Genomic DNA, 14,436 nt, shown 5'->3' with positions numbered 1-14,436 from the left:
GATTCGACCCATTATCCAAGTGTTCACCGGTTACGGTGAAGTCCCCACTGGATTGACATGCACGCGCTCTCGCTGGGCACCTGGTGGATTCACTGGGCCTCAGTGGCTGAATGGCTTGTGGCCATCGTGTTGATCCAACGCTTTCGATCTGAAACAACTGGAACCTCAACACGTCGCATCGCCTGGGCCATGCTGCCGGCGTTGATCAGCGCGATGGCGGCCTGCACCTGGCATCTTTACGACAACAGTGAAAGCCTTCGCTGGCTCGTGACACTGCAAGCCTCATGCACTCTGCTGGGGAACGTGTTGCTGGCTTGGGCTGCCTGGTCTCTTCCGGCTCCTTTAGTCAGTGAGGAGCAGCGCTGATGCCGGACTTTGATCCCTCTCCGTTATTCGCCCTGTCTCTCTTTCCTTATTTGTTCTTTCTCTATCACCTAGGAAAAAAACGTTTGCTTCCAGCACTTGCCCGTCGCGGTTTCCAACTGACACTGCTGTTTGTTGGAGTCACCATCGTGGCTGCCGTGATTGCTGATCTTCGCTTTGACGCCGAACTGGTGGCGATTGATCCACTGCATGGAGGTGCCGAGGCCTTCCTCACCCTCAGCAATGCCGTGATAGTCGCCGGCCTGATCAAACCTCAAAAGGTGCAGTGATGAACATCCTTTACGACAGGTGGGCCTGGGTTCTTGAGCGACGGAAAATGGATCGTTGCCTCTGATTTTCATGCTCACTCCTCTCTTGGCCATCGCGCCTGCCACGGTTTCTTGGTCTCCGAAAGTGGGCCTTGTGATGATTGCCTGCAACGTGATTGCCATCGGTATTGGCAAGGCCACGATCAAACATCCGAGTGTTGGCGCCAAGCTTCCAAACGACGCCTTTTTCGGGGGCATGAGCCACGCATCACTGCTGGCCACAACGAGCCTTGGTCACATGATTGGCATCGGAGCCATCCTTGGACTCGCAACCCGCGGTGTGCTCTGATCATTTGAATCGATGATCAGCAAGGAGTGGCACTACCACTCCTTTTTTCATGTCTTTCAGGGGACGACGGACGACACTTGCGACGTGGAGTCGGCTGTGTCCTGGAGCGCGGATACGGCAAGTTTGAAGCGGAGTTTGATGCGTTCAGCCATCTGATCCGGCAAGAGACCGAGAGTCTCAAAACTCTGTTGGGGCGTAGCGTGGTCGACCATGACGTCGGGAATGCCAATCCGCATCACAGGCAGCTGCAGATCAGCATCCTGCAGAGATTCAAGAACAGCCGAACCGAAGCCCCCTTGAATCGTTCCCTCTTCCATGGTCACAACACGGCCGATGCGCTGCGCCAGTGGATGAATCAGAGCGGTATCGAGCGGACGCAGGAAGCGAGCATTCACCACCGTGCAGTGGATGCCCTGCTGCTGCAGAAGTTCGGCCGTTGCCAACGCTTTGGAATTCATGGCGCCGTAGGCCACGATCAAAAGATCATCCCCGGTGCGGAGCACTTCACCGCAACCAATGGGGAGGGGTTCCCAGCCCTCCTCCATTAACGGCATCCCTTCACCAGGACCGCGAGGAATGCGGATGGCGCAGGGACCATCGTGCTGAAGTGAACTCACCAACATGCGTTGCAGTTCCGCTTCATCCTTGGGAGCCATCACCGTGAAATTCGGAATGGCTCGCATGTAGCTGATGTCGTATTGACCCTGATGAGTAGGGCCATCGGCACCGACAATGCCTGCTCGATCGAGCACAAAGGTGACCGGCAACTTCTGGATGCCGACATCGTGGATGAGCTGATCGAAAGCCCGTTGCAGGAAGGTGCTGTAGATCGCCACCACAGGACGCAGACCATCACAGGCCATGCCTGCAGCCAGGGTGACGGCATGCTGCTCAGCGATTCCCACATCCACGTATTGATTCGGGAGGGACTTCTGCAGCAGGTCAAGACCGGTGCCCGTGGCCATCGCCGCAGTGATGCCGATCACTTTCGGATCCTGCTCACAGATTTTGACAAGCGTCTGCCCGAAAACCTTGCTGTAGCTGGGTGGCTTAGGTGTCTTGCTAGGGCGGGCCTTGCCGGTGCCTAGATCAAAGGCTGATTGTGCGTGGTAGCCGACTTGATCAGCTTCGGCATAGGGGTAGCCCTTGCCCTTGGTGGTGATCACGTGCACCAGAACAGGTCCCCCCACGCGATGGGCCGCCTGAAAAGTGCGGGTCATCTCGGCGATGTCATGGCCGTCGATTGGGCCCATGTAGGTAAAGCCCAGTTCTTCGAACACCGCACCAACCTTGGGGACAGCCAAACGGCGCATGCTGCCCTTGAGTCGATTTAACTCGGCGGGAAGGTCACCGCCCATGAAGGGGAGATGACGCATGCTCTCTTCCACGCTGCCTGAGAGAAATTGCATCGGCGGACTCAGCCGCATGCGGTTTAAGTGACTCGAAAGGGCGCCCACCGGAGGTGAGATCGACATGTCGTTGTCGTTGAGCACCACCAGCAATGGCGTTTCCGGCATGTGGCCGGCATGGTTGATTGCCTCTAAGGCCATGCCCCCGGTGAGCGCGCCATCACCGATCACCGCAACACACTTGTAGTTCTCTCCTTGCTGGTCACGGGCCATGGCCATGCCCAGTGCCGCTGAGATGGAGGTGCTGGCATGACCTGCACCGAAATGGTCAAAGCTGCTTTCGCAACGCTTTAAATAACCGGCAACTCCACCTTTCTGTCTTAGGGAATCAAAATTGCTGTAACGACCGGTGATCAATTTGTGGGGATAGGCCTGATGTCCCACATCCCAGACGACACGATCACGGTCAAGATCGAGCGTCTGGTAGAGAGCCAGCGTGAGCTCAACCACACCAAGACCCGGTCCGAGATGACCTCCGCTGTTGGACACCACCTCGAGATGACGCTGTCGAATCTGCGCCGCGACCTCCTCAAGCTCGCTCGTGCTGAGACCATGCAGCTGGTTGGGATGCGACAGATCGCGCAGGTGCATGGTCCCTCGACGGATTTAGGCAATCTACGGGCCTTACCTGCCGTCCGCGGCAGCGTTCGGTTGTCAAACTGAACTGATGGACGATTACCTGCCCAGGATCCTTCGCGCGAGGGTTTACGACGTTGCCCGTGAAAGCCCGCTTGAACCAGCCATCAATCTCAGCCGTCGGCTGAACAATGACGTCTGGCTCAAGCGGGAAGACCTCCAACCGGTCTTCTCCTTCAAGCTGCGTGGTGCATACAACCGCATGGTCCAGCTCTCCGAGCAGGAGCGCGAGCGCGGTGTGATTGCAGCTAGTGCCGGGAATCATGCCCAGGGGGTAGCCCTCAGCGCATCCCATCTGCAGTGTCGCGCTGTGATTGTGATGCCGATGACCACTCCCAGCGTGAAGGTCGATGCCGTGCGCCAGCTCGGCGGAGAGGTGGTGCTGCATGGAGAGACCTACGACGAGGCCTGCGCAGAAGCCATCCGTCGCAGTGCAGACGAGGGCCTTTGTTTCATCCATCCCTTCGACGACCCTGAGGTGATTGCTGGACAAGGGACGGTGGGGATGGAGATCCTGCGCCAATGCCAGGAACCCCCTGACGCGATCTATGTGGCGATTGGTGGTGGTGGACTGATCGGAGGGATCGCTGCCTATGTGAAGAGCCTTTGGCCCGGCGTGGAGGTGATCGGCGTTGAACCCCATGACGCCGCTGCCATGACGCTGTCGCTCGAGGCTGGCGAGCGGATCCGACTGCCGCAGGTGGGATTGTTTGCTGATGGTGTCGCGGTGCGGGAAGTCGGAGAGAACACCTTCCGCTTAGCCCAGCGTTATGTCGATTCGATCGTCACCGTGAGCACTGACGAGATCTGTGCCGCGATCAAAGATGTCTTTGAAGACACGCGGTCCATCCTTGAGCCGGCCGGTGCTCTTGCCATTGCAGGACTCAAGGCCGACGTTTCCAAACGCCAGTTACAGGGTCGTCAGCTGGTGGCCGTGGCTTGTGGCGCCAACATGAATTTCAATCGCCTGCGTTTTGTCGCCGAACGTGCCGAGTTGGGTGAAGAGCGTGAAGCGATGCTGGCCGTTGAGATTCCTGAACAGCCAGGCAGCCTGCGACAGCTCTGTGAGCTGCTTGAGAAACGCAGCCTCACTGAATTCAGTTACCGCATGAGAGCAAGCGATCGGGCCCACATCTTTATGGGGGTGCAGATCAGAGATCAGCAGGATCGCGCTGACCTTCTGGCCTCGCTGCGCAGCAATGGATACGAGTGCCTTGATCTCAGTGACGACGAGCTCTCCAAGGTGCATCTCAGGCACATGGTGGGAGGCAGGCTTCCGCAGCAAAACAAGGCTTCAGAACCATCGAGGCAGGAACTGCTGTACCGCTTTGAGTTCCCCGAGAGGCCAGGTGCGCTGATGCGCTTCGTGAATGCCTTGCACTCCAACTGGAGCATCAGCATTTTTCACTACCGGAATCACGGAGCCGACGTCGGTCGAATCGTGGTGGGCGTTCTGGTCAGTCCGGATGATCTGGAGTCATGGCAAGCCGTCCTTCGGGATCTGGGGTACCCCAGCTGGGAAGAAACCTCCAATCCCGCCTATCGGATCTTTCTGGGTTCCTGATGGTGCCAACGCCGATGAGCGTTACGTTGGCATGTCGGATCGAGGGGTGCTGGCGGTGAGTGAACAACCTGAAGACCAGCAGGATCAGCGCCTGAGCCTGCTGGAGCCGTCCGTGTCGCTTCCAGCACGCTTGGAGGCGATTCTCTACCTCAAGGGGCGTCCGATGTCGCTCAAGGAACTCTCAGGGCTGGTGAATGAATCGGAGCCCGACACGGAACAAGGAATGCTCATCCTGATCGCCGGCTATGCCCAGCGGGACACAGCACTTGAAATTCATGAGAGCAACGGGCGCTACAGCCTGCAGCTGCGAGCAGGACTGGGGGAATTAGTGCGCGATCTGCTGCCCGTCAATCTCTCCACGGCAACATTGCGGACGTTGGCCACCATTGCCCTGAAAAAGCGCATCCTGCAGTCCGATCTGGTGGACCTGCGCGGCTCCGGTGCTTACGACCACATCAAGGAGCTCGTGAATCAGAACTTTATTGAACGCAAGCGTCAAAGCGAAGGACGTTCGTACTGGATCACCCTCTCCGAAAAGTTTCATCGCACCTTTTCTGTGCTTCCAGAACTTGGTGGAAGCTCCGAACCGTCTCAGGCTGCATAGAGTTCGGATAATTCCACGGTTTCCATGGCCATCGAGCTTGTGTCCACCGTTCTTCAAGTGCTGGCTCAGACACTGCAGATCTACTCGCTAGTTCTGATCGTTCGTGTGCTGCTGAGCTGGTTCCCCAACCTCGACTGGAGCAATCCGGTTTTGAGCACAGTCAGTTCAATCACCGATCCGTATCTCAATGCCTTCCGAGGTCTGATTCCGCCGTTGGGTGGGCTTGATCTCTCCGCAATCCTCGCTTTCGTCGCCTTGAACCTGATGCAGCAGCTGCTGGTATCTGCCTCCATTTCTTTTGCCGGTGGCTTCGGCGTCTACGGCTGATACAAGCCTCGATCAGCGGTGATCACCCTCGCCCTGGAGCGTCCCTCGCTGAGCCCGACTTGCCAGTTTGCGCAGATTGCCTTCGGCCACCGCGTCAAGATCGAGACCAAGCTCGGTGGACAACTGAGCGAGATACCAGAGCACATCGCCTAGTTCTAGTGCGATGTCAGCGGTGAATTGGTCATCCACCACACCACCTCGATCCCGAATCAGTTTTTTGACCTTGTCCGCCACCTCACCAGCCTCCCCCGTGAGACCTAAAGTTGGATAGATCAAATTTCGTCCAGCATCGGGATAACGAGCGGTGCTGCGGGATCTCTGCTGGTAGTCGTTCAGCTGCACGGCGTTAGGAGTGGGTTGAGGTCATGACGGTAGATTCCGCAAGTTTCCGGCGCCAAGGATGGCCGAGTTCGATCTGACCCGCAGAACCAAGATCGTCGCCACGATCGGCCCAGCCACCGAAAGTCCCGAGCGCATTCGGGAACTGATTCAGGCAGGAGCGACAACGTTCCGACTGAATTTTTCTCACGGAGATCACAGCGAACACGCCACGCGTATCGCCACGATCCGGCAGGTGGCTCACGAGCTGGGTGTGCACATCGGAATTCTCCAAGATCTTCAGGGACCGAAGATCCGCCTGGGCCGCTTTGAAGAAGGTCCGATCACGCTCCGCAAAGGCGACCTCTTTGCGCTGACCTCCAAGCAAGTGAGGTGCAACCAGACCGTGGCGACAGTCACTTACGAAAGACTTGCAGAAGAGGTCACTGCGGGAAGCCGGATTCTCCTGGATGACGGCCGTGTCGAAATGAAGGTCGACCGCGTCGATGAGGTCGATCAGACCCTTCATTGCATCGTGACCGTGGGTGGCGTTCTCTCCAACAACAAAGGAGTGAACTTCCCGGACGTCCAGCTGTCAGTGCGTGCACTCACCACCAAGGATCGTCAGGATCTGGCTTTCGGACTCCAGCAAGGAGTCGATTGGGTTGCCCTGAGCTTCGTGCGCAATCCCTCCGACATGCAGGAGATCCGCGAACTGATCCGCAAGCATGGCTTTTCCACACCGGTGGTGGCCAAGATCGAGAAATTTGAAGCCATCGACCAGATTGACGCGATCTTGCCCCTCTGTGATGGCGTGATGGTGGCCCGCGGCGATCTCGGCGTGGAGATGCCCGCCGAAGAGGTTCCTCTGCTGCAGAAGGATCTGATCCACAAGGCCAACAGCTTGGGAATTCCGATCATCACGGCCACCCAAATGCTCGATTCAATGGCCTCCAGTCCTCGCCCCACGCGCGCAGAAGTCAGCGATGTGGCCAACGCGATTCTGGATGGAACCGATGCGGTGATGCTGTCCAATGAAACCGCTGTGGGTGACTACCCGGTGGAAGCAGTCGAAACCATGGCCACCATTGCCCGTCGGATCGAGCGCGATTACCCCCAGCGTCCCACCGACACTCATCTGCCCAGCACAATTCCTAACGCCATTAGTGGTGCCGTGAGCAGCATTGCGCGACAGCTGAATGCTGCAGCGATACTTCCGCTCACCAAAAGCGGAGCAACGGCCCACAACGTGAGCAAGTTCCGTCCCTCCACGCCGATCCTCGCGATCACATCGGAAGTGGGTGTTGCCCGGAAACTCCAGTTGGTCTGGGGCGTCACGCCGTTGTTGATCGAAACACAGAAGAGCACCACTGCCACCTTCACCCTGGCCATGGGCGTGGCTCAGGAGATGGGTGTTCTCAAGGATGGTGACCTTTGTGTTCAAACCGCTGGAACGCTGGCAGGTGTAAGCGGTTCCACCGATCTCATCAAGGTGGGCATCGTGAGTGCAGTGCTGGGCCGGGGAACAGGATTCGGCACCGGGTCCGTTAGCGGCAAGGTCCGGATCGCCACATCGGCAAGCGACTGCGCACGGCTGGAACCTGGTGAAGTGTTGGTGGCCAATGACACCAATGCCGATTACCTCGACGCCATTCGTGATGCTGCGGCCGTCATCACGGAAACGCCTGCAGAGACCTCCCATGCCGCTGTCATCGCCCAGAGGCTTGGAATTCCTGTGATTGCCGGCGTCGCGAACGCCACCCGAGACCTCCTGGAAGGGGAAGTGGTCACCCTCAACGTGAAAGACGGAGCCGTCCACCGCGGCACCGGCAGCAACACGGCGATGAAACTCGACACGATGCTCTGATTCAGAGCTTCAGACCATGGCCAGCAATCTGCCACTTGCCGAAACCGTCGGCATGGCTCTCAACACGCTGAAAGCCAATCGCTTGCGAAGCCTGCTCACGATGCTGGGGATCGTGATCGGCAATGCGTCGGTGATCACTCTGGTTGGCGTCGGACGCGGTGCTCAAAACCTGGCTGAAAATCAACTCAGCAATCTGGGCGCCAACGTTCTGTTCGTTGTACCTGGCAGCAACGACACACGGCGTCAGGGGGTCGCGTTTCCTCGCACCCTTGTTTTGGAGGACGCGGAGGCGATCGCCGAACAGGTGCCGAGCGTGAAGCGCGTGGCACCGCAGATCAACGCCAACGAGGTGGTGCAGGCGGGGGCTCGCAGCAGCACTTCACCCATTTTCGGCGTGACGCCGGAATTTCTTCCGGTGAGAAGTTTTGAGGTCGCTCGCGGACGATTCATCACTGAACAGGACGTGCAGGCGGCGCGCACGGTGGTGGTGATCGGTCCTGATTTGCGCGACAAACTCTTCCCCAATGGAGGTGCGATCGGCAGTTCGCTGCGCATCCGCGACCAAAGTTTCAGTGTGGTCGGCGTTCTCGCACCCAAAGGTGCAGTCTTTGGCTCCAATCAAGACGAAAACGCTTACATCCCGATCAGCACGATGGTGAGTCGTCTCACCGGCAGAGATCCCACCTACGGCATCAGTCTGAGTTTCATCAGCGCTGAAGCTAAGGATGAAAACAGCACAAGCGCAGCCAAGTTTCAGATTTCCAATCTGCTTCGACAACGGCACCGCATTCTTCGCGAAGATGATTTTGCTGTGCGTTCACAGCAAGATGCCCTGACGATCGTCGGCACAATCACCGGCGGACTCACGCTCATGCTGGGCGCCATTGGCGGTGTGTCGTTGTTAGTCGGCGGCATCGGAATCATGAACATCATGCTGGTGTCTGTCAGTGAACGAACGGAAGAAATCGGGCTGAGAAAAGCCCTGGGAGCTCGCAGCTCCGACGTGTTGCGACAGTTCCTTGTTGAATCGCTTGTGTTGGCCAGTCTCGGCGGGGTCATCGGCACGGCTGCTGGCTACGGCGCCATCGCGGCTGTTGCCATATTCACTCCACTTCCTGCTGCGATTGGTGTCACCACCGTGCTGGTGACGGTTGGTCTTTCAGGCTCGATTGGTTTGTTTTTTGGAGTCGTGCCGGCGCGCCGCGCCGCGCAGCTAGATCCGATCACGGCACTTCGCAGTCTCTAGGGCGGGCATAAGCACAGTTCTTCACTCGAGCTCTTAGATTCATCGGATCTTCTTTGATGCCATGAATCAACGCTGGCGGCAGATTCTTCTCTGGGGACTCCCGATCACGGTTGCACTGCTGCTGGCGTGGCAAGTCGTGGGTTCAGGTGGTGTCAACAAGCTCAAGCCCGGTGGCCCCACCGTCGCTCCCCGCAACACTGCCGTCGCGCGCATGAGCTATGGCCGCTTCCTTGATTATGTGGAAGCCGGTCGGGTGACCGCTGTGGATATCTACGACGGTGGACGGGATGCTGTGGTGGAAGCGGTGGATCCCGATCTCGATAACCGGGTTCAGCGCCTGCGTGTCGATCTCCCGGGACTGGCTCCCGAGCTGATCAACACCCTGAAGTCTGAAGGAATCAGCTTTGACATCCACCCACCAAAAACAGCGCCGCCGGCACTGGGCATTCTTGGAAACTTGTTGTTTCCTCTGCTGCTGATCGGCTCTTTGATCTTTCTGGCACGTCGCTCCAACAACATGCCAGGGGGTCCTGGCCAGGCAATGCAATTTGGCAAAACCAAAGCCCGTTTCGCGATGGAAGCCGAAACCGGTGTGATGTTTGACGATGTTGCCGGTGTGAATGAGGCCAAACAGGATCTACAGGAAGTGGTCACCTTCCTGAAGCAACCTGAGAAGTTCACGTCCGTGGGTGCGCAGATTCCCAAAGGCGTTCTTCTCGTTGGCCCACCCGGCACAGGAAAAACACTCCTTGCCAAAGCCATTGCTGGCGAAGCCGGAGTGCCCTTTTTCTCTCTCTCCGGATCGGAATTTGTGGAGATGTTTGTGGGCGTTGGTGCCAGCCGCGTGCGCGATCTGTTCAAGAAAGCCAAGGAAAATAGCCCCTGCTTGATCTTTATCGACGAGATTGATGCTGTTGGTCGTCAGCGCGGTGCGGGCATCGGTGGCGGCAACGATGAGCGTGAACAGACCCTGAATCAGCTGCTCACCGAGATGGATGGCTTTGAGGGCAACAGTGGCATCATCATCATCGCTGCGACCAACCGCCCGGACGTTCTCGACTCAGCCCTGATGCGCCCAGGACGATTTGATCGTCAGGTCACGGTCGATGCCCCCGATATCAAGGGACGTTTGTCCATTCTTGAGGTGCATGCGCGAAACAAGAAACTCGCGCCTGAGCTGTCCCTCGACAGCATTGCTCGTCGGACCCCTGGTTTTACAGGCGCTGATCTGGCCAATCTGCTCAACGAAGCAGCCATCCTCACAGCGCGTCGCCGCAAGGACACCATCAGCCTTGCTGAAATCGATGATGCTGTTGATCGCATCATTGCCGGTCTCGAAGGACAGCCACTGACCGATGGTCGCAGCAAGCGACTGATTGCTTATCACGAAGTCGGCCACGCTCTGGTGGGATCACTGGTCAAAGATCATGACCCTGTGCAGAAGGTCACCCTGATCCCCCGTGGACAAGCTCAGGGTCTCACTTGGTTCTCACCCGATGAAGAGCAGATGCTCGTGTCACGCGCCCAACTTAAAGCGCGCATCATGGGTGCCCTCGGTGGTCGAGCTGCTGAAGATGTGGTCTTCGGTCGCGCCGAGGTCACCACTGGTGCTGGGGGTGACATTCAGCAGGTCGCGTCCATCGCTCGCCAGATGGTCACACGTTTCGGCATGAGCAATCTGGGACAAATGTCACTGGAGGGTGGTGGCCAGGAAGTTTTCCTGGGTCGCGATTTGATGAACCGCAGCGAAGTGTCGGAGTCCATCTCCAAGCAAATCGATGAGCAGGTGAGAGCCATCGTGATGCAGTGCTACGAAGAGACGCTCGCCTTAGTGCAGGGACAACGCGAAGCCATGGATCAATTGGTTGAGCTTCTCATCGAAAAGGAGACCATGGATGGTGATGAATTCCGCGAAGTACTCTCAACCTTCACCTCTGTTCCCGAAAAGGAACGTTTTGTCCCTGTCTTGAACTAAACGTTTCAAAATCAAGTGATCATCAGGCCAGCAACATTGCTGGCCTTTTTTCATGAAAAAACCTCCCACTTCGTTGTGGGAGGTTTGGCAAAAGCGTCGTTTGTGATCGGCGCGTCAGACGGAATGCACCGGACGCTTGTCAATCACGCTGTCAATCAAACCATACTCTTTGGCTTCTGTCGGAGACATAAAAAAGTCGCGGTCCGTATCGAGCTGAATCTTGTCGAGAGGCTGACCGGTACGGTCAGCTAATTCGCAGTTGAGGCGGTCTTTTAGAAAAAGAATCTCATCGGCCTGAATGCGAATGTCGCTGGCTTGGCCTCGTGCACCACCCAGTGGCTGGTGAATCATGATTCTGGAATGCTGCAGGCTGCTCCGCTTTCCTTTGGTCCCCGCGCACAACAGGAAAGCTCCCATGCTGGCGGCAAGACCGACACACACCGTGTGCACATCGGGTTTGATGTGCTGCATGGTGTCGAAGATCCCCAGGCCGTCATACACCGAACCACCGGGTGAATTGATGTAGAGGTAAATGTCCTTCTCAGGATCCTCGGCCTCTAGGAAAAGAAGCTGCGCAACGATCCTGTTGGCCGACTCACTGGTGACGGCTTCGCCGAGAAAAATGATCCGCTCGCGCAGCAGGCGTGAGTAGATATCAAACGCCCTTTCCCCGCGCCCGGATTCCTCGATCACGATGGGGATCATGCTGAACCTCCTCACTGGCGGAATCCTAACGGCGGCAAGAGCGGCGCTATGGTTTTCACTTCGACACAGCAGACCAAGACGTTGACTGGGTTTCCGACAATCTCTGACAGCAAGAAAGCGTTTCACACTGCCTTCCCGTATGTGATTCCATCGCTGTACAGACGGACTGCTGATGAACTGCTGGTAGAGCTGCACTTGCTCAGCCATCAGACCAATTTCCAGGTGAATGCACTCTTTGCCGTTGGCCTACGCCAGGTGTTTCACGCTTTCACCAAGGGATACCGGCCAGAAGAACAGATCGAACCCATGTTTGCTGCTCTTTGCAGCTGCAACGGCTTCAACGCTGAGAAGCTAAAAGCGCTGGCTGAGGGAAGCACCAAAGCGGTGCAAGGTCACAGTGTTGAGGACGTCCAGGCATGGCTCACTGCCAAGGGTGACAAGGCACCTGAGCCCCTGGCGACAGGCTTGGCAGCGCTCGGTGGAGAGAGTTTTCACTATTCACGACTGATGGCTGTGGGCCTTTTCAGTCTTCTCTCAGCAGCGCAGGGAAGCAAAAGCGAAGACCCTGAGGCGTTGAGTGCAACAGCTCATGCCCTCGGTGAACAAATCGGTCTGTCACGCCCCCGTCTTGAAAAGGACCTCACGCTCTATCGCAGCAACTTGGAAAAGATGGCCCAAGCCGTCGAGTTGATGGAAGAAACCCTGGCAGCTGAACGTCGCAAGCGGGAGCGTCAGCAAGCGGAAAAGGTTGCTCAAGGCTGAGGTGTCAATTGCAGCTCTCCGTTCATACGCCACCAAGGCCTCTGGGTTGGCTGGTTTTGAAGGGAGCGAAGACGGAAACGCAAAACCGAAGCGCGTTCGACGGGCTTCGGCCAGCTTCCACTGAGAAGTCCGAGCTGATTGAGCTGCTCCGGCAGAACCTGCACCGTCAGGTCTGACTCGCCATCAAGGCCGGCAAAGGGAAGAAACGCGTCGTTGGCTGGTTCAATACCAAAACCAATGCTGAGCACGTTGAACTTGCTTTCGGGCAACCACTGCCAACCACCCACGAGGGCTTGGTCCTTGTCGTTACGACGGCGCCAAAGCTTTGGATCCGCTGCAGATGTCGTTGGGCCTGTTGAGGACAAACGCTCAAAACCCGTGTCTTGCAGGCGATCAGCGACGGCCTGAAGAACAGATTGCCAAGCCTGGCGATCTCCGTTCAGTTGCAGCTGAACCTGAAGACCGGCTCGATAGCCGCCAGTATCGCGTTGCAGCAGCCGCAAGGCGAAGGGTCGATCCGCAAGGAGCGTGCGCATCTTCACGTTCAAGCCGTAATGCGTCTCCAAAGGGGTCTGAATGATCTGGCGGGAGAACAATGTTCCAAGAATGAGATCCAGGCGGCGACCTTGAACGCTCAGCAAAGAGGAGGGTGCCTCTGAAGCTGGGCTGGTGACCGGCACGGCGCTGCGCTCTGTGATGGACACTCGCTGGCTGGATGCGGTCAGTGAACGTTCACCGATGACACCATCCCAACGAAGACGATCGGATGTCAGCTGGAGCTGAACACATCCCTCACGACCCTGCTGAAGCAGTGGCGCCAACGTTCCACTGAGAGAAGCCACCGCGTCAGACTGCCAATACACGGCCGGACCACGATCAAGGCTGGTCAGACACGACGCCAACAACGTGTGAGGTTCAACAACAGGTTGTACGGGCGGATCTGCGGATAAGACCCGTTCCAGTTGCTGTCGATGCAGAGCATCTGATCCCAACACCATGAGTGCCCCGACCCGGTGCTGATGCAGACCTTTGAGGTCGGTTGGCAATGCTGATGCTGGCAGCACCAGGTAGGCCTCACCATCTTGAGACCAGGCTTGCCACCAAACGGCGCGACCATAACGACGCCACAGCTCCCACGCTGGTTGAACCCCGAGACGATCGCTCCAGAGACGCGGAGGAGTCCGCGTGGGCTCACCCTTGAAACTCTGAATCATGATCAGAACCCGGGACAACCGCGCCAAAGCAGCGACCGGTGTGTCGCCGAGGAAACGCTGAGCGGAGGTGAGCTGCAAACCCAAACCGCCAACAGCAAGCAGAAAACCGATGCCCAGGGCTGTCAAGCCGGATCTCTGGGCAGCGAACCGAAACCAAACAAAGCAATGACGCCGTAGCTCAGCTGCGTCCACTGGTGGAACGGCGACGTCGTCTGTCTCTCCACTCCACGGTCGAGAGATAGATCACTGCACCACTGACAAACACAAGCAACGATGCAGCAGCAATGGCTAAGACCTGATTGAAGAGAGGAGACTGAAGGGTCTCAGCCACGTCAGAAATTCAGCGTGCCGTCACCGTTGCGTCCCCAAACCACCATGGCGATCGAGAAGCTGAAACATGCAGCCAAAGCAGCCCATCCGAGGGTGAAAAGCATTGAAGTGTCATTGCGATATGGGAACTTTACCTAAGGTTCAAGGCCAACACTTGCTGTTCGTTCACGAGATCTCATGACTTCGTCATCAAGCGGGACCGCCACGGTTCTCGAACGTGAACGTTCAACCCTGCGCTACCCACAAGCGCGGGTCATCGTCCTCGACGATGACGTCAACACCTTCGAGCATGTGGTGGAGTGCCTCTGCAAGATCGTGCCCGGGATGAACACTGACCGTGCCTGGGCTTTGGCGCGGCGCATTGACGGAGAGGGATCAGCTGAAGTGTGGTGTGGCCCACTCGAACAGGCAGAGCTTTACCACCAACAACTGGGCGCCCAAGGGTTGACGATGGCTCCAGTCGAACGGTGTTGATCTAGCCCCTAGGGTCGGGCGACG

General features: G+C 57.4%; 17 protein-coding genes. 11 read left to right on the top strand and 6 right to left on the bottom strand.

All coding sequences use genetic code 11. The features are described 5' to 3' along the window. The first annotated feature begins 57 nt into the window (after positions 1 to 57). The 3 genes from SynA1560_RS07565 (at position 58) to psaK (ending at position 981) form a co-directional block, all read left to right on the top strand. Positions 58 to 366: a DUF2499 domain-containing protein gene (locus tag SynA1560_RS07565; protein WP_186468748.1), complete on the top strand. Its 309-nt coding sequence runs from the start codon at positions 58 to 60 to the stop codon at positions 364 to 366. Beyond that, complete coding sequence (locus SynA1560_RS07560; protein WP_186468747.1) at positions 366 to 653, top strand: DUF3593 domain-containing protein; 288 nt, start codon at positions 366 to 368, stop codon at positions 651 to 653. Before SynA1560_RS07565 ends, SynA1560_RS07560 begins: the two co-directional genes overlap by 1 nt. Positions 654 to 723: 70 nt before the next feature. Then, on the top strand, positions 724 to 981 hold the full coding sequence (gene psaK, locus SynA1560_RS07555; RefSeq protein ID WP_186468746.1) for a photosystem I reaction center subunit PsaK: 258 nt from the start codon (positions 724 to 726) through the stop codon (positions 979 to 981). 56 nt (positions 982 to 1,037) lie between these two features. Here the strand turns inward: psaK and dxs are convergent, their stop codons facing one another. Further along, positions 1,038 to 2,981, bottom strand: coding sequence for a 1-deoxy-D-xylulose-5-phosphate synthase (dxs, locus tag SynA1560_RS07550; protein ID WP_186468745.1), 1,944 nt, complete (start codon positions 2,979 to 2,981; stop codon positions 1,038 to 1,040). 76 nt (positions 2,982 to 3,057) lie between these two features. On the opposite strand from dxs, the gene ilvA reads away from it, so the two are divergent. From ilvA to SynA1560_RS07535, 3 genes are read left to right on the top strand one after another with little or no spacing between them, the layout of a single operon-like run. Beyond that, positions 3,058 to 4,590: a threonine ammonia-lyase, biosynthetic gene (ilvA, locus tag SynA1560_RS07545; protein ID WP_186468744.1), complete on the top strand. Its 1,533-nt coding sequence runs from the start codon at positions 3,058 to 3,060 to the stop codon at positions 4,588 to 4,590. A 31-nt stretch (positions 4,591 to 4,621) separates the two neighbouring features. Then, the gene (scpB, locus tag SynA1560_RS07540) at positions 4,622 to 5,194 is read left to right on the top strand and encodes an SMC-Scp complex subunit ScpB (protein WP_186468743.1); all 573 of its coding nucleotides are present in this window, start codon (positions 4,622 to 4,624) and stop codon (positions 5,192 to 5,194) included. Positions 5,195 to 5,218: 24 nt separating this feature from the next. Continuing rightward, a complete protein-coding gene (locus tag SynA1560_RS07535; RefSeq protein ID WP_186468742.1) occupies positions 5,219 to 5,521 on the top strand; it encodes a YggT family protein in 303 nt (100 codons plus the stop codon). Between the two features lie 12 nt (positions 5,522 to 5,533). Here SynA1560_RS07535 and SynA1560_RS07530 read toward each other — a convergent pair whose 3' ends face one another. Continuing rightward, on the bottom strand, positions 5,534 to 5,863 hold the full coding sequence (locus SynA1560_RS07530; RefSeq protein WP_186468741.1) for a nucleoside triphosphate pyrophosphohydrolase family protein: 330 nt from the start codon (positions 5,861 to 5,863) through the stop codon (positions 5,534 to 5,536). A 58-nt stretch (positions 5,864 to 5,921) separates the two neighbouring features. Between SynA1560_RS07530 and pyk the strand changes: the two genes are divergently transcribed. The 3 genes from pyk (at position 5,922) to ftsH (ending at position 10,927) form a co-directional block, all read left to right on the top strand. Then, positions 5,922 to 7,706 carry a pyruvate kinase gene (gene pyk, locus SynA1560_RS07525; RefSeq protein ID WP_186468740.1) on the top strand — a complete coding sequence of 595 codons (1,785 nt, stop codon included), beginning with the start codon at positions 5,922 to 5,924 and terminating at the stop codon, positions 7,704 to 7,706. A 16-nt stretch (positions 7,707 to 7,722) separates the two neighbouring features. Then, on the top strand, positions 7,723 to 8,952 hold the full coding sequence (locus SynA1560_RS07520) for an ABC transporter permease (RefSeq protein ID WP_186499962.1): 1,230 nt from the start codon (positions 7,723 to 7,725) through the stop codon (positions 8,950 to 8,952). A 61-nt stretch (positions 8,953 to 9,013) separates the two neighbouring features. Beyond that, positions 9,014 to 10,927, top strand: coding sequence for an ATP-dependent zinc metalloprotease FtsH (gene ftsH / locus SynA1560_RS07515; protein ID WP_186499960.1), 1,914 nt, complete (start codon positions 9,014 to 9,016; stop codon positions 10,925 to 10,927). 114 nt (positions 10,928 to 11,041) lie between these two features. Here the strand turns inward: ftsH and clpP are convergent, their stop codons facing one another. Next, complete coding sequence (gene clpP, locus SynA1560_RS07510) at positions 11,042 to 11,632, bottom strand: ATP-dependent Clp endopeptidase proteolytic subunit ClpP (protein ID WP_186468737.1); 591 nt, start codon at positions 11,630 to 11,632, stop codon at positions 11,042 to 11,044. 48 nt (positions 11,633 to 11,680) lie between these two features. Between clpP and psb29 the strand changes: the two genes are divergently transcribed. Continuing rightward, positions 11,681 to 12,394, top strand: coding sequence for a photosystem II biogenesis protein Psp29 (gene psb29, locus SynA1560_RS07505; protein WP_186499952.1), 714 nt, complete (start codon positions 11,681 to 11,683; stop codon positions 12,392 to 12,394). On the opposite strand, the gene SynA1560_RS07500 is transcribed toward psb29, so the two are convergent. The 3 genes from SynA1560_RS07500 to petN are packed head-to-tail and all read right to left on the bottom strand — an operon-like array spanning position 12,385 to position 14,042. Continuing rightward, positions 12,385 to 13,734 carry a hypothetical protein gene (locus tag SynA1560_RS07500; RefSeq protein WP_186499950.1) on the bottom strand — a complete coding sequence of 450 codons (1,350 nt, stop codon included), beginning with the start codon at positions 13,732 to 13,734 and terminating at the stop codon, positions 12,385 to 12,387. The genes psb29 and SynA1560_RS07500 overlap by 10 nt on opposite strands. 52 nt (positions 13,735 to 13,786) lie before the next feature. Then, on the bottom strand, positions 13,787 to 13,939 hold the full coding sequence (locus SynA1560_RS07495; protein ID WP_186468734.1) for a hypothetical protein: 153 nt from the start codon (positions 13,937 to 13,939) through the stop codon (positions 13,787 to 13,789). Between the two features lies 1 nt (position 13,940). Next, positions 13,941 to 14,042: a cytochrome b6-f complex subunit PetN gene (petN, locus tag SynA1560_RS07490; RefSeq protein ID WP_186468733.1), complete on the bottom strand. Its 102-nt coding sequence runs from the start codon at positions 14,040 to 14,042 to the stop codon at positions 13,941 to 13,943. A gap of 73 nt (positions 14,043 to 14,115) precedes the next feature. On the opposite strand from petN, the gene clpS reads away from it, so the two are divergent. After that, on the top strand, positions 14,116 to 14,412 hold the full coding sequence (gene clpS, locus SynA1560_RS07485) for an ATP-dependent Clp protease adapter ClpS (protein WP_186468732.1): 297 nt from the start codon (positions 14,116 to 14,118) through the stop codon (positions 14,410 to 14,412). Positions 14,413 to 14,436 lie beyond the last annotated feature (24 nt).

It is taken from the genome of Synechococcus sp. A15-60, assembly GCF_014280095.1.
In the GTDB taxonomy this organism is placed as follows: Bacteria; Cyanobacteriota; Cyanobacteriia; order PCC-6307; family Cyanobiaceae; genus Synechococcus_C.
The sequence above is the reverse complement of the archived record's forward strand: the minus strand, read 5'-3'. Positions and strand labels throughout refer to the sequence as shown.

Coding starts and splice junctions, on each gene's coding strand:
- pyk (WP_186468740.1), top strand. CDS start 5,922: ATGGCCGAGTTCGATCTGACCCGCAGAACCAAGATCGTCGCCACGATC.
- psaK (WP_186468746.1), top strand. CDS start 724: ATGCTCACTCCTCTCTTGGCCATCGCGCCTGCCACGGTTTCTTGGTCT.
- clpS (WP_186468732.1), top strand. CDS start 14,116: ATGACTTCGTCATCAAGCGGGACCGCCACGGTTCTCGAACGTGAACGT.
- psb29 (WP_186499952.1), top strand. CDS start 11,681: ATGGTTTTCACTTCGACACAGCAGACCAAGACGTTGACTGGGTTTCCG.
- dxs (WP_186468745.1), bottom strand. CDS start 2,981: ATGCACCTGCGCGATCTGTCGCATCCCAACCAGCTGCATGGTCTCAGC.
- SynA1560_RS07560 (WP_186468747.1), top strand. CDS start 366: ATGCCGGACTTTGATCCCTCTCCGTTATTCGCCCTGTCTCTCTTTCCT.
- SynA1560_RS07535 (WP_186468742.1), top strand. CDS start 5,219: ATGGCCATCGAGCTTGTGTCCACCGTTCTTCAAGTGCTGGCTCAGACA.
- SynA1560_RS07565 (WP_186468748.1), top strand. CDS start 58: ATGCACGCGCTCTCGCTGGGCACCTGGTGGATTCACTGGGCCTCAGTG.
- ftsH (WP_186499960.1), top strand. CDS start 9,014: ATGAATCAACGCTGGCGGCAGATTCTTCTCTGGGGACTCCCGATCACG.
- SynA1560_RS07520 (WP_186499962.1), top strand. CDS start 7,723: ATGGCCAGCAATCTGCCACTTGCCGAAACCGTCGGCATGGCTCTCAAC.
- ilvA (WP_186468744.1), top strand. CDS start 3,058: ATGGACGATTACCTGCCCAGGATCCTTCGCGCGAGGGTTTACGACGTT.
- petN (WP_186468733.1), bottom strand. CDS start 14,042: ATGCTTTTCACCCTCGGATGGGCTGCTTTGGCTGCATGTTTCAGCTTC.
- scpB (WP_186468743.1), top strand. CDS start 4,622: ATGTCGGATCGAGGGGTGCTGGCGGTGAGTGAACAACCTGAAGACCAG.
- clpP (WP_186468737.1), bottom strand. CDS start 11,632: ATGATCCCCATCGTGATCGAGGAATCCGGGCGCGGGGAAAGGGCGTTT.